At 59.2% G+C, this 20,060-nt stretch carries 23 protein-coding genes; 6 read left to right on the forward strand and 17 right to left on the reverse strand.

Annotated features, from left to right (window positions below):
* Nucleotides 1–31 precede the first annotated feature (31 nt).
* The 4 genes from C1713_RS11365 to C1713_RS11380 all read right to left on the reverse strand — a co-directional run bounded on the left by C1713_RS11365 (nucleotide 32) and on the right by C1713_RS11380 (nucleotide 3,463).
* Nucleotides 32–769: a tRNA1(Val) (adenine(37)-N6)-methyltransferase gene (locus C1713_RS11365; protein ID WP_102493979.1), complete on the reverse strand. Its 738-nt coding sequence runs from the start codon at nucleotides 767–769 to the stop codon at nucleotides 32–34.
* On the reverse strand, nucleotides 762–1,778 hold the full coding sequence (locus tag C1713_RS11370) for a PSP1 domain-containing protein (protein ID WP_102493980.1): 1,017 nt from the start codon (nucleotides 1,776–1,778) through the stop codon (nucleotides 762–764). The genes C1713_RS11365 and C1713_RS11370 overlap by 8 nt, the downstream gene beginning before the upstream one ends.
* A 186-nt stretch (nucleotides 1,779–1,964) precedes the next feature.
* Entirely contained in the window at nucleotides 1,965–3,008 is a 1,044-nt protein-coding gene (gene holB, locus C1713_RS11375) for a DNA polymerase III subunit delta' (RefSeq protein ID WP_009753046.1), read from the reverse strand.
* The gene (locus C1713_RS11380) at nucleotides 3,008–3,463 is read right to left on the reverse strand and encodes a YaaR family protein (RefSeq protein ID WP_009753047.1); all 456 of its coding nucleotides are present in this window, start codon (nucleotides 3,461–3,463) and stop codon (nucleotides 3,008–3,010) included. The genes holB and C1713_RS11380 overlap by 1 nt, the downstream gene beginning before the upstream one ends.
* Before the next feature lie 374 nt (nucleotides 3,464–3,837).
* Here C1713_RS11380 and C1713_RS11395 point away from each other — a divergent pair, with 374 nt between their 5' ends.
* Nucleotides 3,838–4,563, forward strand: a complete 726-nt coding sequence (locus tag C1713_RS11395; protein WP_102493982.1) for a flagellar brake protein — start codon at nucleotides 3,838–3,840, stop codon at nucleotides 4,561–4,563.
* A gap of 99 nt (nucleotides 4,564–4,662) precedes the next feature.
* On the opposite strand, the gene C1713_RS11400 is transcribed toward C1713_RS11395, so the two are convergent.
* The 9 genes from C1713_RS11400 to C1713_RS11435 all read right to left on the reverse strand — a co-directional run bounded on the left by C1713_RS11400 (nucleotide 4,663) and on the right by C1713_RS11435 (nucleotide 11,436).
* Nucleotides 4,663–5,148 (reverse strand): YbjN domain-containing protein, encoded by a 486-nt coding sequence (locus C1713_RS11400; protein WP_009753049.1) that lies wholly within the window; start codon nucleotides 5,146–5,148, stop codon nucleotides 4,663–4,665.
* A gap of 28 nt (nucleotides 5,149–5,176) precedes the next feature.
* The gene (locus C1713_RS11405; protein WP_039981101.1) at nucleotides 5,177–5,695 is read right to left on the reverse strand and encodes a type III secretion system chaperone family protein; all 519 of its coding nucleotides are present in this window, start codon (nucleotides 5,693–5,695) and stop codon (nucleotides 5,177–5,179) included.
* Nucleotides 5,696–5,874: 179 nt separating this feature from the next.
* Nucleotides 5,875–6,009, reverse strand: coding sequence for a hypothetical protein (locus C1713_RS12595; RefSeq protein WP_276329535.1), 135 nt, complete (start codon nucleotides 6,007–6,009; stop codon nucleotides 5,875–5,877).
* Nucleotides 6,010–6,148: 139 nt separating this feature from the next.
* Entirely contained in the window at nucleotides 6,149–7,060 is a 912-nt protein-coding gene (locus tag C1713_RS11410; RefSeq protein ID WP_061946925.1) for a tetratricopeptide repeat protein, read from the reverse strand.
* Between the two features lie 139 nt (nucleotides 7,061–7,199).
* Entirely contained in the window at nucleotides 7,200–7,808 is a 609-nt protein-coding gene (locus C1713_RS11415) for a hypothetical protein (RefSeq protein WP_050749698.1), read from the reverse strand.
* 102 nt (nucleotides 7,809–7,910) lie between these two features.
* On the reverse strand, nucleotides 7,911–8,837 hold the full coding sequence (metA, locus tag C1713_RS11420; RefSeq protein ID WP_050342717.1) for a homoserine O-acetyltransferase MetA: 927 nt from the start codon (nucleotides 8,835–8,837) through the stop codon (nucleotides 7,911–7,913).
* Nucleotides 8,838–8,858: 21 nt separating this feature from the next.
* Nucleotides 8,859–9,743 (reverse strand): hypothetical protein, encoded by an 885-nt coding sequence (locus C1713_RS11425; RefSeq protein ID WP_050749699.1) that lies wholly within the window; start codon nucleotides 9,741–9,743, stop codon nucleotides 8,859–8,861.
* 29 nt (nucleotides 9,744–9,772) lie between these two features.
* On the reverse strand, nucleotides 9,773–10,624 hold the full coding sequence (locus C1713_RS11430) for a histidinol-phosphatase (protein ID WP_009753057.1): 852 nt from the start codon (nucleotides 10,622–10,624) through the stop codon (nucleotides 9,773–9,775).
* A gap of 8 nt (nucleotides 10,625–10,632) precedes the next feature.
* Complete coding sequence (locus C1713_RS11435; protein ID WP_009753058.1) at nucleotides 10,633–11,436, reverse strand: HAD family hydrolase; 804 nt, start codon at nucleotides 11,434–11,436, stop codon at nucleotides 10,633–10,635.
* A 133-nt stretch (nucleotides 11,437–11,569) separates the two neighbouring features.
* Here C1713_RS11435 and C1713_RS11440 point away from each other — a divergent pair, with 133 nt between their 5' ends.
* The 5 genes from C1713_RS11440 (at nucleotide 11,570) to C1713_RS11460 (ending at nucleotide 18,421) form a co-directional block, all read left to right on the forward strand.
* Nucleotides 11,570–12,337: a MurR/RpiR family transcriptional regulator gene (locus tag C1713_RS11440; protein ID WP_102493983.1), complete on the forward strand. Its 768-nt coding sequence runs from the start codon at nucleotides 11,570–11,572 to the stop codon at nucleotides 12,335–12,337.
* A 154-nt stretch (nucleotides 12,338–12,491) separates the two neighbouring features.
* A complete protein-coding gene (locus C1713_RS11445) occupies nucleotides 12,492–14,603 on the forward strand; it encodes an alpha-glucoside-specific PTS transporter subunit IIBC (RefSeq protein ID WP_102493984.1) in 2,112 nt (703 codons plus the stop codon).
* A gap of 76 nt (nucleotides 14,604–14,679) precedes the next feature.
* Nucleotides 14,680–16,344, forward strand: a complete 1,665-nt coding sequence (locus C1713_RS11450) for an alpha-glucosidase (protein ID WP_102493985.1) — start codon at nucleotides 14,680–14,682, stop codon at nucleotides 16,342–16,344.
* Nucleotides 16,341–17,114 carry an HAD-IIB family hydrolase gene (locus C1713_RS11455; RefSeq protein ID WP_102493986.1) on the forward strand — a complete coding sequence of 258 codons (774 nt, stop codon included), beginning with the start codon at nucleotides 16,341–16,343 and terminating at the stop codon, nucleotides 17,112–17,114. The genes C1713_RS11450 and C1713_RS11455 overlap by 4 nt, the downstream gene beginning before the upstream one ends.
* 14 nt (nucleotides 17,115–17,128) lie before the next feature.
* Nucleotides 17,129–18,421: a hexokinase family protein gene (locus tag C1713_RS11460; protein WP_009753063.1), complete on the forward strand. Its 1,293-nt coding sequence runs from the start codon at nucleotides 17,129–17,131 to the stop codon at nucleotides 18,419–18,421.
* A gap of 97 nt (nucleotides 18,422–18,518) precedes the next feature.
* On the opposite strand, the gene C1713_RS11465 is transcribed toward C1713_RS11460, so the two are convergent.
* From C1713_RS11465 to C1713_RS11480, 4 genes are all read right to left on the reverse strand, one after another.
* Nucleotides 18,519–18,746, reverse strand: coding sequence for a type II toxin-antitoxin system YafQ family toxin (locus C1713_RS11465; protein ID WP_102493987.1), 228 nt, complete (start codon nucleotides 18,744–18,746; stop codon nucleotides 18,519–18,521).
* Between the two features lie 54 nt (nucleotides 18,747–18,800).
* On the reverse strand, nucleotides 18,801–19,076 hold the full coding sequence (locus tag C1713_RS11470; protein ID WP_102493988.1) for a type II toxin-antitoxin system RelB/DinJ family antitoxin: 276 nt from the start codon (nucleotides 19,074–19,076) through the stop codon (nucleotides 18,801–18,803).
* Nucleotides 19,077–19,089: 13 nt separating this feature from the next.
* Nucleotides 19,090–19,584: an HD domain-containing protein gene (locus C1713_RS11475; RefSeq protein ID WP_061944760.1), complete on the reverse strand. Its 495-nt coding sequence runs from the start codon at nucleotides 19,582–19,584 to the stop codon at nucleotides 19,090–19,092.
* Between the two features lie 212 nt (nucleotides 19,585–19,796).
* Nucleotides 19,797–20,033: an AtpZ/AtpI family protein gene (locus C1713_RS11480; protein ID WP_050342698.1), complete on the reverse strand. Its 237-nt coding sequence runs from the start codon at nucleotides 20,031–20,033 to the stop codon at nucleotides 19,797–19,799.
* Nucleotides 20,034–20,060 lie beyond the last annotated feature (27 nt).

Raw genomic sequence — 20,060 nt, forward strand, 5'->3', positions numbered from 1 at the left:
CTTGCCGCTTCATACAGCAGTCCCATTCTTTTCACATCTCCTGCCCATAGATGGCGCGAATCTCGTCCGTGTAGTGTCCCTCCGCATCGCGGACGATGAGTACCGGCTCGTGGCGCAGTCCTGCGGTCGATGCGCCGCGCACCGCCTCCATGAGGAGGAGGTTTGGCGGGCGGTCGGCGCGCGGCTGTACCATGCGCAGATGCTTCATGGCAAGCCCTGCCGCATGAAGCGCGGGGATGATCTCGCCGAGCCGTTCGGGGAGGTGTACCATCGCCAGTCTGCCGCCATGGCGCAGGGCGTACGCCGCTGCACGTACAACATCGGCGAGGGTCGCCGTAAGCTCATGCCGTGCCGCTGCACGCGCGCCCATGCTGAGTGCGCCGCGCCCGACGCGGCGGTAGGGCGGATTCGCAAAGACGATATCGTATGCCGCATACGAAAAAAGTGCGGCAGGGTCGCGATAGTCGCCCTCCCGCACGGTGATTTTTTCCGTGAGTCCGTTCAGTGCCGCATTACGTGCGGCGAGCTCCGCCTGTACGGGGTCGATCTCGACCGCCGTCACTATCGCCGCATGGTCGGCGATGAGGAGCGGGATGATGCCCGTCCCCGTACCGAGGTCGAGTACGCGCTCGCGCCCCGTGAGCGTCGGAAAGTGTGCGAGAAGGACAGCGTCCATGGAGAAGCAGAACCGATCCGTGCGCTGGATGATGCGCCGTCCGCCCGTACAGAGATCGTCCAGCCGCTCCTGCGGGTGCCGCAGCTCACTCATCCGAGGAGCTGTTCGGACGAGGTGGACGCTGCTGTGGGCGGGGGCGGCGTCCGCTCTGCGGACGCCGCTTTCCGCCCTCGCCCTTCGCCGAGGGACGCGGCGGGCGATCACTGCGCTCTCCGCGCTCACGCGGCGGGCGCTCTGCGCGCGCGGCGGACATGGGACGCATCGAGCCCTCATCATTCTCCTCCACGCGGACGATGTCCTCCCACGCGGAGACGAGTGTCTTGCCGTCGTCGAGGAGGATGGTCGCCGTCCGTCGCTGCTCATGCACCGATACGACACGTCCCTCACCATCGTCGGCGACGACGCGGTCGTTCTGCGCGGGGACATACTCTTCTTTCTTTTTCATGCACATACAGCCGCCGCAGCCGTAGCCCTCGCTCTCGTATTTCAGGCAGCACATGAGCCGTCCGCAGATCCCCGAGATCTTCGTCGGGTTGAGGGAGAGGTTCTGTTCCTTCGCCATGCGGATGGAGACGGGCACGAAGTCGTCGAGGAAGGTCGCACAGCAGAGCGGTCGCCCGCAGCAGCCCATGCCGCCCATCATCTTCGCCTCGTCGCGCACGCCGATCTGGCGCAGCTCGATGCGCGTGCGGAAGACGCTCGCCAGTTCGCGCACGAGCTGACGGAAGTCCACACGTCCGTCCGCCGTGAAGTAAAAGAGCATCTTCGAGAGGTCAAAGGTCAGCTCAACGCTCACGAGTTTCATCTTGAGCCCGAGCTGCCGAATCTTCTCCTCACAGACCGTGCGCGCCTCGATCTCGCGAGCGCGGTTCTCCTCGACGCGGGCGCGATCGGAGGCATCGGCAAGGCGATGTACGACGCGCAGATGCGGCGGGACTGCCTCATCGGGGACATCGTGGGGCGCGACGACGACTTTGCCGCACTCCATGCCGCGCGTGGTCTCCACGATGACGTAGTCGCCCTCGGCGAGCGAGAGCCGTCCCTGTCCAAATGTATAGATTTTGCCCGCCGACTTGAAGCGGACACCAACAACCGTTTGCAAGTGTTCCTCCTAGGTATAAGGAGTGCCCCCACCACCGCTCCGCGGTCCTCCTCCCCCGCTCTGCATGGGAGGCTAAGGGCACACTATTTCAGACTGATGCGAAAACTTCCCTTCACTTTACCATCTCCCACACTGCGGGAGACCAGAGTGGCAGTATTCTCCACCCATGAAGTGCATCTCTTCATCTCAATCCCGCGCCGCCTGCCGTGCACGCAGAAAGAACGCCTCCGCCTGCAGGGCGGGGTTCACATTCGCACCGAAGCGGCGCAGGAGCGTTCCCGCCTCCTCCATGAGCGCGAGAACACGCGGCCGCGGCATCGCGGAGAGGAGTGACGTCAGGTCGGCGCGGCGGTCTCCGTGATACAGCTCCGCACCCGCGTCCTCACGCAGGACGAGCAGGTCGCGCAGCGCCATCTGCAGATAGCCGAGCCATGCACTGCGCTCCTCATAGGGACGCGCACCGAGCTCCTCCGCGCGCGTCCACAGCTCCTCGACGCGCAGTGCGCTGAGCGAGGTGAGAAAGGCGAGCGCATCGTCGCGCAGGGAAAGCCCCTCCGCCGCGAGCCGCTCGGCACGCCCGATGCTGCCGTCCGCGAGGGCGGCGATGGTCTCCGCCGCCTCTATGCCGCGCCCCTGCAGCTCCGCTGCGATCTCCGCACGCGGCACGGTGCCGAAGGCAATACGCACCGCACGGGAGCGAATGGTCGGCAGGACGGCATCCCACGCGCTCGTCACGAGCAGAAAGAGCACCGTCGCGGGCGGCTCCTCAAGGGTCTTGAGCAGGCGGTTCGCCGCGACCTCATTCATGCAGTGCACATCGTCGATGAGGATGATGCGGCGATCCGCACTCCGCGGCGACTCACTCGCCGCGATGAGGATGTCGCGCACCGCGTCGGCACGGATCATGGCCGCACTCTTGCCGCGCGACTCAGGGCTCACCTCGAAGTAGTCGGGATGCACGCCCGCCGCCATCGTACGGCAGGAATCACAGTGCCCGCAGGGCGCATCTCCCCCTGCCGTGCAGAGCAGTGTCCGCGCGAGCACGTGTGCCGTCCGGCGCTTGCCGACGCCCTCCGTCCCCGTAAGCATCAGGGCGTGCGGCAGGCGTCCGTTCACCGCGAGATGACGCAGGCGGGCGATGACCGCCGCATGACCGCGGATGTCCGACCAGTCGCGGGGGAACGGCTCACGCTCCTCAGCTGCGGCGGGGATTTCCTTTGCCTTTGCCATCACATATAGAGATCGACGAGCAGCCCGCGTATGGCATCGTGGCTCGCGATGATGCTCAGCTGATCCGCCTGACCAAGGCGTATCTTCTCCGCCATCTCCTCGAGCTTCTTGTCGATTTTGCGCACGGAGGTATAGACCTTCTGCCGGCCGAGGCGATCCCAGCCCGCCTGCGTATGCAGCTCGTACATGCCGTCGACGGCCTCGCCGATAAAGCTCTGTATGAGCGCACGATAGGAGCGCAGCTCCTCATAGGTCGGCGACTTCGATAGCCGTGCCCCCTGCTCGTCGATCTTTTCGAGCAGCCGATCCATTGCCTCGCGTGACATGGAGGACTTTTGATCCGCCAGCTCCGTACCGAAATCCGCCGCTGCGCCGCGCACGCCCACATCACTTGCCGCACGCGGCATCGTCATGGACGTACTCTGCGAAATCGTGCTGTCTATCTTCATTGCCATGGCACTCACCCATTCCCTTTGTCATGGTGCGCGCGTCCCCCATCCACAGAGTTACGACCGCATTCCCATTCCCCTACCAAATGGGGACAAACTTCCATAGTTATTATAGCTTGAACCCGCATCAAAGTCAAAGCATGAAAAGCACCTTAAGGAATCGCTGATAAAATGAAGTCTGCCAGATTGGCGTAGATTTTTTGTCCGATTGAGGCAGCAAACCGGACGCATAGCGGGGGCTATGTGGAGGATTTGCTAACGAAAAGCGGGCGAAAAAGATACGTCAAGATGGTTGTGCCGAATTTATCAGCGCTTCCCTTATGTCAGTGCAATCCGATTCCGATATAATAATGGAATAAACGACAGAAAGGACAAACACCATGACACTCGAAGGAGAAAAGCTCACGGCACTGTTAAAGCACGACGCTTCCATCCATATCATCGACGCTGGGCTTGGCGTAGACTACTACGGATCACTCGAACTCAGTGAGGAAGAACAGGCGGCGGGTGCTCCCAACGGCGTGCTCAGCGTACGTCTCAATATTCCCGTCGGAAAGTTCGTCGACACCCCGGAGACGGGGCACCTCTTCTCCTGTCACCTCACGGGTCCGGGCTGCGTCTATCACTTCACCGTTGCCTATCGTTCGGCATCGCAGCTGCCTGACACCATCTGGTACCTCGATCTCCCCGAGAGTGCCGAGCGCATCCAGCTGCGCGACTTCGTCCGCGTCCCCATCCCGATGAGTATCGAGGTAAAGCTGGCAGGTGACCACGGCAGTCTCAAGAACTTCCGCGAGATGCACCTCATCGATATCAGCGGCGGCGGGCTCTGCTTCGTCCACGAGGAGGAGCTGCTCGAAAACGCACCCGTCGTCGTGCGCGTGCCCGACCTGCCACATATCGGCACACTCGAGACGGAGGGCGCTATCCGCCGCTCCACGCCCATCGAGACGAACCTCGGCATAACGTACCACATCGGCGTCGAGTTCACCACACTGACGCCGCGCGAGCGCGAGCATCTTGTCCAGAGCATCTACCAGCTGCAGCAGAGCTACCTGCGCAAAGGGCTAAAAGTACCGCAGATCGATCATACCAAACGGGGCTGAGCAGCATAAGAAAAGAGCTGTAACAAGAAGGAAATCCTTCGCGTTACAGCTCTTTTTCATTGTCCTCGGATGCGGCGATGCGCGCCGCATCTGCCGCGCTCACGACCACCGCAGCTTCATGAGTTCCGGGTAGACCTCCTCGATCACTTGGAGTCCGACGCCGACCATCGACATGAAGCTCTCCACCTGGAAAGCGCCGACGTGCAGATCGAGAGGCAGATCGATGTCCACCACGACATCCTGATCGTCGTCCACCACGAACTTCACATAGCGGTACTCGCTGTTCCACTCGTTGAGTTTTTCGTGAAAGACCGTCGGCTCCGCCTTCTCGCCGAGCCGCACTAGGTCAAAATACTTGATCTTGATGAAGTCGTTCGTATCGCCGTTTTCCGTTACCACGATGGCAATGCTCACGACGCTGCCATTATCCAGTTTTTGCCGCATGCGCAGGATATGATCCTCACCATCTTCGGAGGTATCCTCGCCGTAGCTCAGCTCCTGCTTGTCAAATTCTGTCTTAATCGCCTCGTATGCACTATTTCTGAGCCCTTCTTCGCTTCCGCTGAAGCCGTCAAAAAGTCCCATACAGATAATCCTCCGTTCAATGTGCGTATCATTCCGACGCCTGTGCGTGCGGGCGGTGCCCCCGTTCGCACAGTCCCATCAGACTTTCATGAACCTGCTCCACGACGCGCATCCCGATCGCCATCATTGCAATGACGGCATCCGGTTTGAACTCACCGTTGTGGAGATCGAGCGGCAGGTCGATATCGACGACCACATCCCGATCGCCGTCGAGGCAGAACTTCACAAAGCGGTACTCGGCGTTCCATTCATTGAGCTTCGCGAGCAGCTCCGCGCGGTTCCCGTTTTCCTCGAGATAGGCGATGTCATAAATCTTGATCTTGATGAATCCGTCCGCGTGATTGTACTCGCGCACGGCAATGACGACGGTGACGGGCTCGTCATTCTCGAGCTCATTGCGCATATAGAAGTAGGCTTCCTTGCGCGTCTCGTCACTCTCCTCATTCTCCTCATAACTCCATTCACGGCGATCGAGCTCGGCCTTGATGGCACTGCGAATGCCCATGTCGACCGGCTCACCGCCTTTAAATCCATCAAAGAGTCCCATTGTCCCCTCCATATTCACCCTCTGCTGAGGGCATCGTCCCCATATACGTAGAAATCGCGGTAAGATGTGCAGCAAACGATGCTGAGATCACCCGTAATTCCCAATGATGCCGGAGCAATAAAGCCAATATGCATTCGCATATCGATCGCCGCGGTACCGCGTACATCGAAGTGACACGGCTATGCATCCATGTCCCCCAAACACTCCAGATCTGCGATGAGAACTTGACGTTTTTGCGTGATTTCCTCCCCTTTTGCCACTACTGCATCGGCACGGCGGAACGATGCCCCCCGCATCTGTTCCGCGTCGTGCATCTCCAAAATAAATCGCTATGCCGGCACTGCAGCAGTCCGGAGACGAGATGTGCACACCCCCATGTGCACTGCTCATCCCTGCACTGCCGCAGTGCGCTCCGCCGTGAGAAACAGAACTCCGGCCGATACGTGTTCTGTGCTATGCCCCCTCTGCCACGCCCGCGCGCAGCTCGCTCAGCCCCCAGGCGAAGAATGCGTCCATCCCGACAAAGGCAAAGGCATTGTCCGTCACCGCCTCGCCGAACTCCTCCATCGTACCGATGGCGAAGGAGCCGGCATAGCGTCCCGGCGCACGCTTCGGCAGATCGCCGCGCACGCCGCGCTCGAAGAATTCCTCCGTATCGAGGTTAACGGCGGCGAGCTCCTTCAGGAAGTTGCGCGCCATCTTCATCTTGCCGAGGCGATAGAAGAGCATCGCGAGCGGCAGGTACATCATCGCCACGCCCTCCTCGTAGCGCTGATACAGTTCAATCGCTGCATCGCCCTCCTCCATTGCGGCGTAGATGAACATGAGCTGGTAGCGGCGCCCAAGGCCATCGTGTTCAGAAAGCCGCAGCATCTCTTTGCACTCCTTCGCTGCAAGACGAAGTTTACGTGCGGCGAGCAGAGCCTCCAAATAGGAAAGTCGGAGGAACATATAGGGCTTTGTTTGCGGCATTGACCAGAACTTGCCGATGTTCTCCTCAGCGAAGAGCCCCTCCTCCGTAAGACGCGCCGTTGCCTTGCGTGCCAGGTCTTCGTAGTGGTGAACGCGGTCATCGGCATTGCGGGCCAGATATTCCACGCGCATGCACGCCGCTGTGATGTTTTCCGGCTCGATGCGCAGAACACGCTTGATGATGCGGTAGCGCTCCTCGCCTGACGCCTTGCGTGCGCGTGCAATCAACTCATCCGCCGTAAGCGTGTTCATCTCACGCGGCAGGTTCGGATTTTCGCGCAGCCGCCGGCTGAGTTCCGAGACAATCTCGGTCATACGCTCGACGCTGATCTTACCGCCCTCCGCCTTCACCATGCGGTTCAGCTCATGCTGCATCCATTCCTTGTCTGTCATGCGCGTCACATCCTCCTCCTAGTAGGCTCATCTCTATTATACTTTGTTTTCAAAAAAAAAGCTAGAGACTCCCAAATAAAAAGAAGCGTCCCCCCTTGATATCAGTGGGACGCTCCATATTTTATCGTTTTATCTTGCTTTATGGATGCTTGACGGTTTTTTTCTGTTCTTTCGCCGCCTTTGCCTGCTGTTCCGCCAGTATTTTGCGGTCAGCATCGCTCAGTATCCCCTTCGAGCGGTGGATGAGCTCCTCCTGATGGGCCGCAGCGTAGGAAATAATTGCATTAAAAAATTTTTTCTCCACGTCCTTGTCCGAGAGGGAGGCGAGGGTAAACTCCTTCGCATTCTCCTCGCGCGAGATCGTCCCCCACGCGCTGTCCAGATCCTCATGCGCCGTCACGCGCACCGTGCCCGCGCGCAGGTCGATCAAAAGATACTCCGCCGCGCCCGAGAGATCACCGTACCCCTCGAGCGGGAGCATCCGCCAGCGGCGCTTCGAGACAACATCTTGGATCTGGATATTATCGTAGACGCGCAGCGTCGGCACGAGGATCTTCGTGAGGTCGATGTAGCCGTGCGCATCGGCGGCGTACTGGATGTACTCCTTGTTGAAGTAGTAGCCCTGCCGCGCTGTGGACTGCACCCATTCGTAAATGTATTTTGGAATTGCCTCCGCCGCATCGGCGGTACGGACGCCCATGAGCAGGACGGCACAGGCAGCCAGCACTGCACCCCATCGTTTCTGCAAATCGATCGCTCCCATCGTATTGTTCTATTAACGAATACTATGGTAGTACCAAAAGCTGAATTTTCGCTGAACATTCCAGATGATGCAGCATTTCACCGCTCCTCAGTCCTCCGCGTTGTCAAGGCTGTCCAGTTCGTATGGTGTACCCTGATAGACGTAGTAGTTCAGCCAGTTCGCAAAGAGCAGATGTGCGACGCTGCGCCAGCGAACAACGGGCGGAAGACTTGGATCGTCGTTGGGATAGTAGTTCACCGGGATGTCGGGGTTCATCCCCGCCGCGCGATCGCGGTCATACTCTGCCTTCAGTGTCAGTGGATCATACTCGGCATGTCCCGTGATGAAGAACTGCCGCCGCCGCAGATTCGCGATGATGTAGACCCCCGCATCGCCCTCGGCGAGAACGGTCAGCTCGGGTACGGCATCGACATCGGCGCGGCGTGTCTCCGTATGGCGCGAGTGCGGCACGTAGAAAATATCGTCAAAGCCGCGCAGTAGACTCTCGTGCTGCACACAGCGATGGTGCTCATAGACGCCGAAGATCTTCTTCTCCGTCCAGTGCTTCGGGATGCCGTAGTGATAGTAGAGCCCCGCCTGTGCGCCCCAGCAGATGTGGAACGTCGAGAAGGCGTGCTTCTTGCTCCACTGCATGATCTCTGCGACCTCGTCCCAGTAGGCGACCTCCTCGAAGGCATACTGCTCGACCGGCGCCCCCGTGATGATAAAGCCATCGTATTTTTTATGGCGCACCTCGGCAAACGTTCCATAAAATTCTGAGAGATAGGCGCGTGACGTATGTGTCGGGACGTAGGACTCCGTATAGATGAAGTCAGCCTCCACCTGCAGCGGCGTATTGCCGAGGAGGCGCAGAAGCTGTGTCTCCGTCACCTCCTTGATCGGCATGAGATTCAGAATGAGCAGCCGCAGCGGACGGATATCCTGACTGTAGGCGCGCGCTGCGTTCATGACGAAGATGTTCTCCCCCTCGAGAACATTCACTGCGGGCAAATTGTTCGGTATCTTAATCGGCATATTTTTCCCTTCTCAAGGATATTATCGGACCTGATAGCGCGTGATCCATGTGCTGTAGCCATCGGCAAAGGCACGCAGGCGGACGAGCCCGCGCTCCTCGGGTGCGTCGCGATTGATCATGCGGTACGCTCCCTCATAGCCGTCGTCGAGTGCCTGCCAGCCCGCCTGCGGCGACCAATAGCGCCCCGTGACAATGCGCTCCGTGCCCTGTGGGAGGTTCACTGCACGTTTGTCGAACTTGATCTCAAGAGCCTTTCCGTCGGCATCACGAACCTCCGTCCATGCCCAGAAGACGAGATTGTCCCCCATGCGGCGCATGGTCGAGGTGTCTGCCGTCACCTGCGTTTTGACGCCGGACGTTTCATCCGACCAGAGCAGGATCCAGCGGTTATCCGCACGCAGGCGCTGCATCTCCCCCTGATGAAACACCGTGTCGATGATGGCTGCATAGAACTCCTCATCAAACTGCTGGGAGTTCATCTCCTTTTCCTTGCCCTCACCCTTCGACCAGAGCACCTTGCCGGCGCTGTCGTAGAACGTCTCACCGAGGTACTGCAGCGTACGGCTCTGCGGTACAACGCGCACCTGCGCAACGGAGTACGAGAGCTGCGCGGGATTTGGGATAACGTGGTTAATCTTGTAGTTGCGGATGGTCTCCTCCGCGCCCTCATAACTGAACGAGGTCTTGATCTCTGCCTCGATCTCCGTCGCCACCGCTCTGCCGTCACTCGTCGCCACACTCTGGGCGATGCGGACAGAGGCGGGTGCGTAGTATTTCGAGTACCTGTCGTTCGAGCTCAGCCAGACCCACGTCTGCCCCTCGTCGGCAAGCACCGCAGGGCAGAACATGAGCAGGGAAAGGAGGAGCGTCGCCGCCCCCATCCAAAACGATCTCACTGCACTCATCCGTTGCTCTCCTCTCTCGACGCTGTGCATCAGATCAGCGGGACGCTCTCACGCGTGCGCCCGCCCGTAAAGTGAATCTGCTCCGTATAGCCAAAGGAGCGGGCATACTGCACTGCCTCCTCATTATAACGCGCACAGTCCTCGGGCTTATGCGCATCCGATGTCGTGATGAGCGGCAGGCCGTGCGCATGTGCCACGCGCATAAAGTCCGGATACGGCGAAAACTCGTGCACCGGATAGCGATAGTACGTCCCCGTGTTGAGATCGACGATCATATCTGCCGCTGCCATCGCCGCCGCCACGCGCTCGAGATACGGCGTCACATCGAACGTTGGAAAGTGACGATACAGGCGGATGTTGAACGGATGCCCGAGCACGTCGTAGAGATGTGCCGCCGCGAGGTGCTCTGCCTCCTCCGTATACCACTCGTAGATCTCCGTCAGCGGGTGGTTGTCCCACTCCGCCACGATGGCCTCTGTGTCGTACGCCCAGCCGTGCAGGAAGTGCACCGAGCCGATCACATAGTCGAACGGATAGGCGGCGAGAATCTTTGCGGCCGCCGCCTGATCGCGGAAATTGCAGACCTCGATGCCCGCGCGCACCTTGTGCTTTTTCCGCAGCTTTTCAATAAAGGAAAAATACTCGTCAAGCGTGTACTTGAACTTGTTCTTTTTCAGCCATTTCCGCTGAAACTGTCCCACAGTACTGTCGTCCAAGATAAGATCGTCATAGTAGAGCTGCTCGAACTCAGGAAAGGTATGGGAGTGCTCCGAAAAGCCGATCTCATAGACGCCGCGCTGCTCTGCCGCACGGAAGAATCCCTCCGCGTAGTCCTCATCGTACGAGCCATACTCAAGATGCATGTGATAGTCAAAGCGCATATGACACCTCAGTCAAACTCCCCTGCGAGAATGCGCTCGCAGACCTCTATCACGCCGTGCTCGCGATTGCTCGGCGCACGGTAGCGCGCACGCTCCTTGACGGCGGGCAGGGCGTTCTCCATCGCAAAGCTGTAGTGCACGGCATCCATCAGCTCAAGGTCATTGTCGTAGTCGCCAAACGCCGCACACTCCTCGGGCGCAATACCGAGCTGCCGCTGAATCTGCGCGACGGCTGCCCCCTTGCTGACACCGAGGTTAAAGAGATCGATCCACTTCGTACTCGAGAGCGTAACCTGCAGGCGGTCTCTGTACTGCTGCATCGTCGGCAGTATAGAGGTCTCGGCGTGTCCTGTAAGATCACAGAGCGAGATTTTTATCAGGACATCGTCCACGCCGGCGAAGTCCTCTACGACCGACGACACTGTAACGTACTGATCCAGCTCATGGCGAAATGCCGGTACATTGTCGCGTGACAATATGTAGCCGCTCTTTTTCCCGCACATGACTATCTGCACACCGGGAATCTCCATGCCCGTCCGCAGGGCATCGAGCACAAGCGTCCGCTCAATCCCGCTCGAAAAGATCTCCCTGCTGCCCTCCATCACCATTGTCCCGTTCTCCGCGACGAAGATCAGCTCGTCCTTCCACGGAGCGAACGTCCGTCGGAGCGATGCGTACTGCCGTCCCGAGGCGGGGGCAAAGCGGATGCCGCGCTCCTTCAGCCGCGCATAGAGATCGCCGAACTCCTCCGGCAGCCGCCCGTTCTCATCCAAGAGCGTCCCATCCATATCTGAAAAAATCAGCCGTATCACATCATCGCCCCTCTCCCGTTCGATACAATGTTCTCATTATAACAAAGACCGCTGCAGAGCGCAACAAAGGCGCGCACATCGGTGCAGTATATGCTATAATGAAAGAAATATATGAGATGAAAGGGGATGCGCCATGCTCACGGAGCGAATCAATGCGCACCTGCGTGAACTGAGTGAGGCAGATCGCTGCATCTGGCGTTACATCGACGCCAACCGCGCGGCGGCGAGCCGTGCCTCCATCCACGAGCTGGCACGGGCGTGTGCTGTCTCAAGTGCCTCGGTCGTACGCTTTGCACAGAAGCTCGGCTTTGACGGGTTCGGCGAGATGAAGGCGGTCATGCGCATGGAGGGTACTCCTGCCGCTGTGCCGCCACAGGATGTCCGCACGGCGCTCAGCGGTTTCTACGATCAGACGTGGCGCGCGCTGATGCAGCGCGACTACACGCGGGCGAGCCGCCTGATGAACGGGGCGCACCGCGTCTTTGGCTACGCCTCGGGCTACGTGCAGACGAACGTGATGCAGGAGCTGAAACGGCTCTTTGTCTATGACAATATCTTTATCTATGAGATCGCGGGACGCGAGGAGTTCTACTCCGTCTATCAGGAGGCGGGGCCGGACGATCTCTTTATCTTCATCTCGCTCTCGGGCGAGTCGGCGCGCACGGTGGAGTTTGCGGAGCAGCTGAACCTGAAGGGCATTCCCGTCCTCTCCATCACGGAGATGCGACACAATACGCTCGCGAGCCGCTCCACGGAGAACCTCTACGTCATGCCCGCAGAGTTCAATCTGCCCGAGAACGAGGCGCGCCTCCAGTTCAAGTCCATGCTCGCCTATTTCCTCCTGCTCGAGATCTGGTACGTCCACTATCGGCTCTATGCGGAGGAATGCGCCGGGATGTAACAAATTTCACGCCGTGTACTTCGGTACGACCTCTGTATATCGCTCCCGAATGCCGCGAAGCTATTGCTTTCGCGGCGTTTTTGCATTATCGTAGACATAACGGATTATGGCTGATCCAATGTCGTTGCGGAATGGGTTAAGGAGGAGAAAGCACATGGCACTCAGCAAGGATGTCATCATGCAGAACATGCAGCGGTTCGGCGGCGCGATGTATACGCCCGTCATTCTGTTCGCATTCTTCGGTCTCACGGTGGCGGTGTCCATCGTATGTAAAAACACGGGGCTGCTCGGCAGTATCGCCGCGCAGGGTACGGTATGGTACGATTTCTGGTACGTGGTCGAGCAGGGTGCGTGGACGGTCTTCGCACAGATGCCGATTCTCTTCGCCATTGCCGTGCCGATCGGCTTCGCAAAGAAAGAGCCGGCGCGCTGTGCGATGGAGTCGTTCGTCATCTATATGCTGTTCAACTACTTCATCGCTGGTTTCCTCACTCTCCATGCGGATATGTTCGGTGTGGACTACAGTCAGGCAGCAGGCCCCGGCACGGGACTCGCGATGATCGCCAACATCAAGACGCTGGACATGGGCATGCTCGGTGCGATCTTTATCGCCTGCTGCACGGCGTTCCTGCACAACCACTTCTATGACACGGACATCCCGGACTGGCTCGGCATCTTCAAGGGACCTGCCTTCGTCGTCGCCATCGGCTTCGTCGTGATGATCCCGATGGCACTCATCTTCTGCTTTGTCTGGCCTGCCGTTCAGCACGCCATCGAGCACTTTCAGTTTTTCCTCAAGACCAGCGGCATCGTCGGTGTCTGGGCATACACGTTCTCGGAGAAAATCCTCCTGCCCGCCGGTCTGCATCACTTCATCTATTTGCCCTTCATGTACGGCCCCGCGATTGTGGACGGCGGCATTCAGGCATACTGGCTCGGACATATCAATGACTTCATGACGAGCGCGCAGAGTCTGCGCGACCTCTTTCCCGAGGGCGGCTTTGCCCTCCACGGCAGCGGCAAGGTGTTTGGCCTGCCGGGTGCGGCACTCGCGATCTATGTCTGCGCCAAGCCCGAGAAGAAGAAAAAGACGGCGGCGCTTCTCATCCCCGCGACGATCACGGCGATGCTCTGCGGTATCACGGAGCCGCTGGAGTTCACCTTCCTCTTTGTCGCTCCTCTGCTCTATCTGATTCACGCGCTGCTCTCGGCAACACTGTCGGCAACCCTCTACTCCTTCGGACTGTCGGGGAACTTCGGCGGCGGTCTGATCGACGCATTCGTGCAGAACTGGATCCCGCTCTTCCCGTATCACTACATGGAATACATTACGCAGATCGTCATCGGACTGTGCTTCACCGCCATCTACTTCTTTGTATTCCGCTGGATCATCATCCACAAGGACTACAAGACGCCAGGACGCACGGATGATACGGTGGATGACAAGCTCTTTACGAAGGCGGACTACAAAGCAAAACAGGCGGGTGATGCCGCGGATGGTGCCGCTGCGCCGAGCATGAAGCTCGATGAGCGCGATGTAAAGGCAAAGGCATTCCTCGAAGGGCTCGGCGGCCCGTCGAACATCGTTGATGTGACGAACTGTGCAACGCGTCTGCGCGTCACGGTCAGCGACCCCGAGCGCGTTGCCCCGGCGGTTGCCTTTACGGATGCAGGCGCACATGGTCTGGTGCGCAACGGTCACGCATTCCAAGTCATTGTCGGACTCTCGGTGCCGCAGATCCGCGAGCGTTTTGAGGCACTGCTCACCGCCCCCGCATCGGATGCGGCAGAGACGGCGGTCGGCACGGAGAAATCCGTCGCGATCAACGCGGTCACGACGGGACATGTCATCGACATGACCGAGGTCAAGGATGAGATGTTCTCACAGAAGATGATGGGCGACGGCGTTGCCGTCGAGCCGACGGAAGGTGTCGTCGTTGCGCCGGCAGACGCCGAGGTGACGATGGTCATGGAGGACAGCCGTCATGCGGTAGGTCTGCGCATGGACAACGGTGCAGAGATGCTCATCCACATCGGCGTGGATACGGTGAAGCTCGAGGGCAAGGGATTTGAGATGCACGTCGCGATGGGCGACCGCGTGAAGGCAGGAACGCCGCTCGTGACGTTCGACCGCACGGTGATCCACGACGCGGGCTATCAGGATACGGTCATCATGGCGGTGACGAACTCCAGCGAGTATCCGCTGATGAAGAAGACGACGGGCATGGATGCAAAGGCAGGCGAGACGCCCGTGCTGACGTTCTGAGAAGCACGTATACTGTTGTGCAACAACAACAAGGCGTCTCGATAATAGGAAAAATAGGGAAAGGAAAGGGTCTGCGATGAACGAGTACAAATGGTGGCAGAACACCGCCGTCTACCAGATCTACCCGAAGAGTTTCAACGACACGACGGGCAGCGGGACGGGCGACCTGCGCGGCATCACGGAAAAGCTCGACTATCTGAAGGAGCTCGGTGTCGGCGCGGTCTGGCTCACCCCCGTTTACCCGTCGCCCATGATCGACAACGGCTACGACATCAGCGACTACACGGACATCAATCACGATTTTGGCTCGATGCACCAGATGGAGGAGCTGATCGCAGGCGCAAAGGAGCGCGGCATCCGCATCATCATGGATCTCGTCTACAACCACAGCTCCGACCAACATCCATGGTTCCTGAAGTCGCGCTCCAGCCGCACCAACGAAAAGAGTGACTGGTACATCTGGCGCGACCCGAAGGAGGACGGCAGTGCGCCGACGAACTGGCGCGGCATCTTCGGCGGCTCTGCGTGGACATACTGCCCCGAGCGCGGGCAGTACTACCTGCACACCTTTGCCGAGGCGCAGCCCGATCTCAACTGGGAGAACCCGGAGGTACGCGACGCTCTCTACCGCGCCGCGAACTTTTGGCTCGACAAGGGCGTCGGCGGATTCCGCATCGATGCGATCACTTACATCAAGAAACCAGCCGTCTTCACCGACGGCACGCCCGATGCGGCAGACGGCATGGTGAGCGTCCACACGATGACGGTCAATACGCCCGGCATTCTGGACTTCCTCCATGAGTTCCGCCGCGAGGTCTTTGACGGACACGACATCTTCACCGTCGGTGAGGCGAATGGCGTCAGCCCCGCAGAGCTCCCCGACTGGGTCGGCGAAAACGGCGTGTTCTCCATGCTCTTCGAGTTTGCGCACGTCCTCGTCCCCTATGAAAGCGGCGAGACATGGTACAAGATGCAGCCGTGGAAGCTGACAAAGCTCAAGGCGGCGCTCTCCGCAAGTCAGGCGGGGGTCGCCCGCGAGGGCTGGTGCCCGATCTACTTTGAGAACCACGACCGCGCGCGCTCGGTGAACTACTTCCTCCCGAAGGACGCCGACCCCGTCCTCGGAGCAAAGGCGCTCGCCACGGTACTGCTCACCCTGCGCGGCACGCCCTTCATCTACGAGGGCGAGGAGCTCGGCATGACGAACGTCGCATGGGACAGCATCTCCGACTACGACGACATCTCCTCGCACGGACAGTACGAACTGGCGCGCGCGGAGGGATACCCCCCCACTGAGGCACTGTCCTTCGTTCATTTCAACAGCCGCGACAATGCACGCACGCCGATGCAGTGGGATGATACCGCACATGCGGGCTTTACGACGGGCACGCCATGGCTGCCTGTCAACGAGAACTATCCTGTTGTCAACGCGGCGGCAGAGGAAAAGGATGCGGACTCCGTTCTCGCCTACTACAAGAAACTCATCCGCCTGCGGACGGAACATCCGCTTCTGCTGCGCGGCAAGTATGAGGAGCTGCTGAAGGACAACGAACAGATCTATGCGTTTGCGCGGACGGAGGGGAACCGCCGCACGGTCACAGCGGTCAACTTTACGACAGAGCAGGCAGCGCTCCCCGCAGAGCTGCAGCGCGGAACGCGCCTCATCGGAAACTATGCGGATGCGCCGCTGTACGCGCTGCGCCCGCTCGAAGCCATCGTCTATGAGGAGGAAATCGGATGAAAGTAGCGGCAAGCGACTATGATGGGACACTCCTGCGCGGCGGCAAAATCGACGCCGAGACGAAGGAGGGCATCGCCCGCTGGCGCGCGGCGGGGCATAAATTCGGCGTCGTCTCAGGGCGTGACTACGGGATGCTCGTCCCGCAGCTGCGCGCCTACGGCGTTGAATTCGACTACACGGTCTGCAACAATGGCGGCATCATCCGCGGCACGGACGACAGTGTACGGTTTCAGGCGGAGATCGCACCGCGTGCGCTGACGGCAATCGCCGCCGAGCCGACGGCGCAGAAATCATTTCACTTCGCCTTCTCGGCGGCAGAGACGACCTACCTCTGCCACCATTCCGAGGGCTCGTGGATCGAGCGCGAGGCAAAGGAGTGGGACTTCCCCATCACCTACATTGAGGAATCCGACATCGCGGGGCTGACGAAGATCCATCAGTTCTCGCTTGGCTTTCCGGAGCCGGAGCAGTCCAATGCGTGCGCAGAGGTACTGAATGCGAAGCTCGGCGACCTCATCCATGCCTTTCCGAACGCGTGCAGCCTCGACATCACGCCCGCCGGCATCGGCAAGGACGAGGGCATCCGTACCCTCCTCCGCGTCATGGGCTGGGATGATGCGGAGATCTACGCCATCGGTGATGAGACGAATGACCTGCCCATGCTGAAGGCATTTGACGGGTTTTCACTGACTACGGCGCGCCCCGCGATTCAGGAACAGGCGCGCGCGGTATTCTCGAGCGTCGGTGCGATGCTCGATCATTTTTGTTGAAAAGGAGGAAAATCATGGGTCTGGATCATAAGAAATTTAAGGAAATCAAGGCAGCCTTTACCTTGGACGACGATACGCTGCACCACATTGCCGATGATTTTCGCACTGAGATGCACGCAGGGCTTGCGCACGAAAAGGGTGCGAGCCTGCGGATGCTCCGCACGTTCGCGAGTCTGCCGACGGGTAAGGAGACCGGCACATTCCTCGCGCTTGACTTCGGCGGGACGAACGTCCGCGCCGTCCGCCTCCGCCTCGACGGCAGCGGAAAGTATAAGGTCGAAAGCAAGGTCGCCAAGCCGCTCACGCTTCCCGGCGTCTACGACTACGTCTGCGCGGATGCAACGGCGGATGAGATGTTCGACTTCCTCGCCGAAATCATCGACGAGGCAATCGAGGGCGACCACGAGACCAAGTATCTGCTCGGCCACACCTTCTCCTTCCCCTCGGAGCAGACGAACCTCTGCAACGCGCGGCTCATCACTTGGACGAAGGAGTTCGCCACGAAGGGCGTCGAGGGCAAGGTCGTAAACGATCTCCTCGAGGATGCACTCATGCGGCGCGGCATGAAGAACGTCGTGCCCGTCGCCGTCATCAACGACACGGTTGCCGTGCTCCTTGCGGCGGCGTACAAGCGCGAGCACACCTACATCGGCTCGATCTACGCCACGGGGCAGAACACCTGCTACTTCGAGAACTTCGCGGACGGCAGCGAGAAGCCAATGGTCATCAACATGGAGTCGGGCGGATTCAACCGCCTCCCCTTCTCGAAATACGATGATGCCATCGACGCCTGTTCCGAGCAGCCCGGTGCACAGCGGCTCGAAAAGATGGTATCGGGACGCTACCTCGGGATGCTCTACGGCTCGGCACTCGCCGATCTCCTCGGGGAGGAGGGAGCCTCGTATCCCTTCACGAGCATCGAGCTTTCTGCCATCGTGGCAGATGCCTTCCTCGACCGCCACGCCGCGGGCGCGATCATCGAGGCCAAGACGGGCATGACCTTTTCCGCCGCCGACCGTGCCCTCATGCAGGATCTCGCGGGGACGGTGATCCAGCGCTCCGCGCACATCGTCGCCGCGACCTATGCGGGCATCATCCGTCACCGCGCGGGTGAGACAAAGGCAGAGAACCAGTTCATCGCCGTGGACGGCTCGGTCTATGAAAAGGTGCCTCTCGTCGCGCATCATCTGCGCGGCGCACTCGATAAGCTCCTCCTCGATGAGGCGGTCAACATCCAGATCATCCTCGAAAACGCCGGCTCCGCTCTCGGCGCAGCACTCGCCGCCGCCATGACGGAACAGAGCTGAGCGAACAACCAAGATACAGCCGAATATACAGCAACGCCCCGCAGGACTGACCTGCGGGACGTTTTCATCGTTTTTTTTAGCAATTCCTTAATGTATCTCAAGCACCAAACAGATCGCTATGGGTACCCGTTCGTGCAAGCGTCAACATCAGCATAGTATCTTCAACACGATAGATGAGCAGCCAATCGGGCTGAATGTGGCATTCACGATAACCACGCCATCGACCGAGCAGAGCATGATCTCTATTCCTATCTGGAAGAAGCTCTCCGCGAGCCAAGCTGCGAATCACATCATCAAGAAGCTCTATGGGTAGACGGCGTTTCATCGCCGCCTTATAGTCTTTTCTTAAACTGACTTGTCCATACGATATCGAGGTTCTTCATGCTTTGAGTACCCTCAACGCTTCCTCAACATCGGGGTATCGCTTGACTGATGGATCGTGCAAAAGATGTTCTGCTTCCATCAGTGCTGCGGAAGTTTCATTGTTCGGAACATCCATACGTACCTCGAACGGAAATCCTCCGACACGAAGTGACTGACGAAGAAATACATTGATTGCTGTCGTCAGATCCACGCCAAGTTCACCATACAGCGCCTCGCTTCGTTCTTTCACATCACGATCTAGAGAAACATTGACATCCATAACAACAGCCATTGTCCACACTCCTTTACAGATAGATCGTCTTGAGCAGATGCGTGCCCGTCGCCGTCTTGAATACGTGGTCGCGGAAGTTGCGTATCGCCGCAGCCCCCATGTGGCTCTCGTCGGCGTTGACGAGAAAGTCCGCCTCAAGGAGGATCTGATAGTCGCGCCCGTCCACATCGTTATACGTATGGTGGTGGCTGACGAGGTAGACGAGGCGCTCCGCCATCCCCGCAGGGAGTTCGATGTCCTTGAGGAACTCCTCCGTCAGAGGGCCCCCCTCCTCCTCCTGATGATTGCCGTTCGTATTGCCGTATTTCTCGCGACAGAGAGGGCAGGCGATGTCGTGCAGGATCGCGGCGATCTCCACGGTCTCCTGCTCCGTCGGCGTAAGATTCTCCGCGACGCCGATCGTGCGGGCAAAGGCATAGACCTTCATAAAGTGTGCTATATCGTGCAGATTGCCCTCCGAGTAAGCAATCATTTTCTGCATGACATCGTTTACTGTCTTGTTCCCCATGTCATATATCTCCCATAAATTCCAATGGGGCTGCTGCACGAATTTAAAATTCTCGTGCAACAGCCCCGCCTTTGTGCCCCTTCCACCGCTCACGCGGTCCCCCTTCCCCGTCATAACGGGGAAGGCTTCGGGAAGTAACGGCATAATAGCTTCCCCCATCTACGGGGGAAGTGGCGAGCGCAGCGAGCCGATGGGGGCGTGCAGCAGTCCCATTACACCAGCTTGAAATACTTCAGCTGCCGATAGAGTGAGTAGATCGCGGCTGGAAAGCCGAGGAGGATGCCCGTGATGGTGCAGACGCGCCCCGTCCCGAGAAAATCATCGGCGCATTGGCCGAGAAAGAGGAAGATGCCGAGAAAGACGACAAAGTAGATGCCGACCCCCGAGAGCAGTCCAAAGGCGCGCATGGCATCTGCCATCCCCGACGGCATTGGCTTCTTTTCCTGCATCGGTGTCCCCTCCTCTCTCACACCGAG

It is taken from the genome of Centipeda felix (assembly GCF_900186465.1).
Taxonomy (GTDB): Bacteria; Bacillota; Negativicutes; order Selenomonadales; family Selenomonadaceae; genus Centipeda; species Centipeda felix.

What these genes read in the sequence shown, in the direction of transcription:
- C1713_RS11450 (WP_102493985.1), top strand. Translation starts at nt 14,680, where the DNA reads ATGAACGAGTACAAATGGTGGCAGAACACCGCCGTCTACCAGATCTAC.
- C1713_RS11410 (WP_061946925.1), bottom strand. Translation starts at nt 7,060, where the DNA reads ATGACAGACAAGGAATGGATGCAGCATGAGCTGAACCGCATGGTGAAG.
- C1713_RS11470 (WP_102493988.1), bottom strand. Translation starts at nt 19,076, where the DNA reads ATGGCTGTTGTTATGGATGTCAATGTTTCTCTAGATCGTGATGTGAAA.
- C1713_RS12595 (WP_276329535.1), bottom strand. Translation starts at nt 6,009, where the DNA reads ATGCACGACGCGGAACAGATGCGGGGGGCATCGTTCCGCCGTGCCGAT.
- C1713_RS11440 (WP_102493983.1), top strand. Translation starts at nt 11,570, where the DNA reads ATGCTCACGGAGCGAATCAATGCGCACCTGCGTGAACTGAGTGAGGCA.
- C1713_RS11395 (WP_102493982.1), top strand. Translation starts at nt 3,838, where the DNA reads ATGACACTCGAAGGAGAAAAGCTCACGGCACTGTTAAAGCACGACGCT.
- C1713_RS11365 (WP_102493979.1), bottom strand. Translation starts at nt 769, where the DNA reads ATGAGTGAGCTGCGGCACCCGCAGGAGCGGCTGGACGATCTCTGTACG.
- C1713_RS11460 (WP_009753063.1), top strand. Translation starts at nt 17,129, where the DNA reads ATGGGTCTGGATCATAAGAAATTTAAGGAAATCAAGGCAGCCTTTACC.
- C1713_RS11480 (WP_050342698.1), bottom strand. Translation starts at nt 20,033, where the DNA reads ATGCAGGAAAAGAAGCCAATGCCGTCGGGGATGGCAGATGCCATGCGC.
- C1713_RS11445 (WP_102493984.1), top strand. Translation starts at nt 12,492, where the DNA reads ATGGCACTCAGCAAGGATGTCATCATGCAGAACATGCAGCGGTTCGGC.
- holB (WP_009753046.1), bottom strand. Translation starts at nt 3,008, where the DNA reads ATGGCAAAGGCAAAGGAAATCCCCGCCGCAGCTGAGGAGCGTGAGCCG.
- C1713_RS11425 (WP_050749699.1), bottom strand. Translation starts at nt 9,743, where the DNA reads ATGAGTGCAGTGAGATCGTTTTGGATGGGGGCGGCGACGCTCCTCCTT.
- C1713_RS11380 (WP_009753047.1), bottom strand. Translation starts at nt 3,463, where the DNA reads ATGGCAATGAAGATAGACAGCACGATTTCGCAGAGTACGTCCATGACG.
- C1713_RS11455 (WP_102493986.1), top strand. Translation starts at nt 16,341, where the DNA reads ATGAAAGTAGCGGCAAGCGACTATGATGGGACACTCCTGCGCGGCGGC.
- C1713_RS11400 (WP_009753049.1), bottom strand. Translation starts at nt 5,148, where the DNA reads ATGGGACTTTTTGACGGCTTCAGCGGAAGCGAAGAAGGGCTCAGAAAT.
- C1713_RS11465 (WP_102493987.1), bottom strand. Translation starts at nt 18,746, where the DNA reads ATGAAACGCCGTCTACCCATAGAGCTTCTTGATGATGTGATTCGCAGC.
- metA (WP_050342717.1), bottom strand. Translation starts at nt 8,837, where the DNA reads ATGCCGATTAAGATACCGAACAATTTGCCCGCAGTGAATGTTCTCGAG.
- C1713_RS11430 (WP_009753057.1), bottom strand. Translation starts at nt 10,624, where the DNA reads ATGCGCTTTGACTATCACATGCATCTTGAGTATGGCTCGTACGATGAG.
- C1713_RS11405 (WP_039981101.1), bottom strand. Translation starts at nt 5,695, where the DNA reads ATGGGACTCTTTGATGGATTTAAAGGCGGTGAGCCGGTCGACATGGGC.
- C1713_RS11475 (WP_061944760.1), bottom strand. Translation starts at nt 19,584, where the DNA reads ATGGGGAACAAGACAGTAAACGATGTCATGCAGAAAATGATTGCTTAC.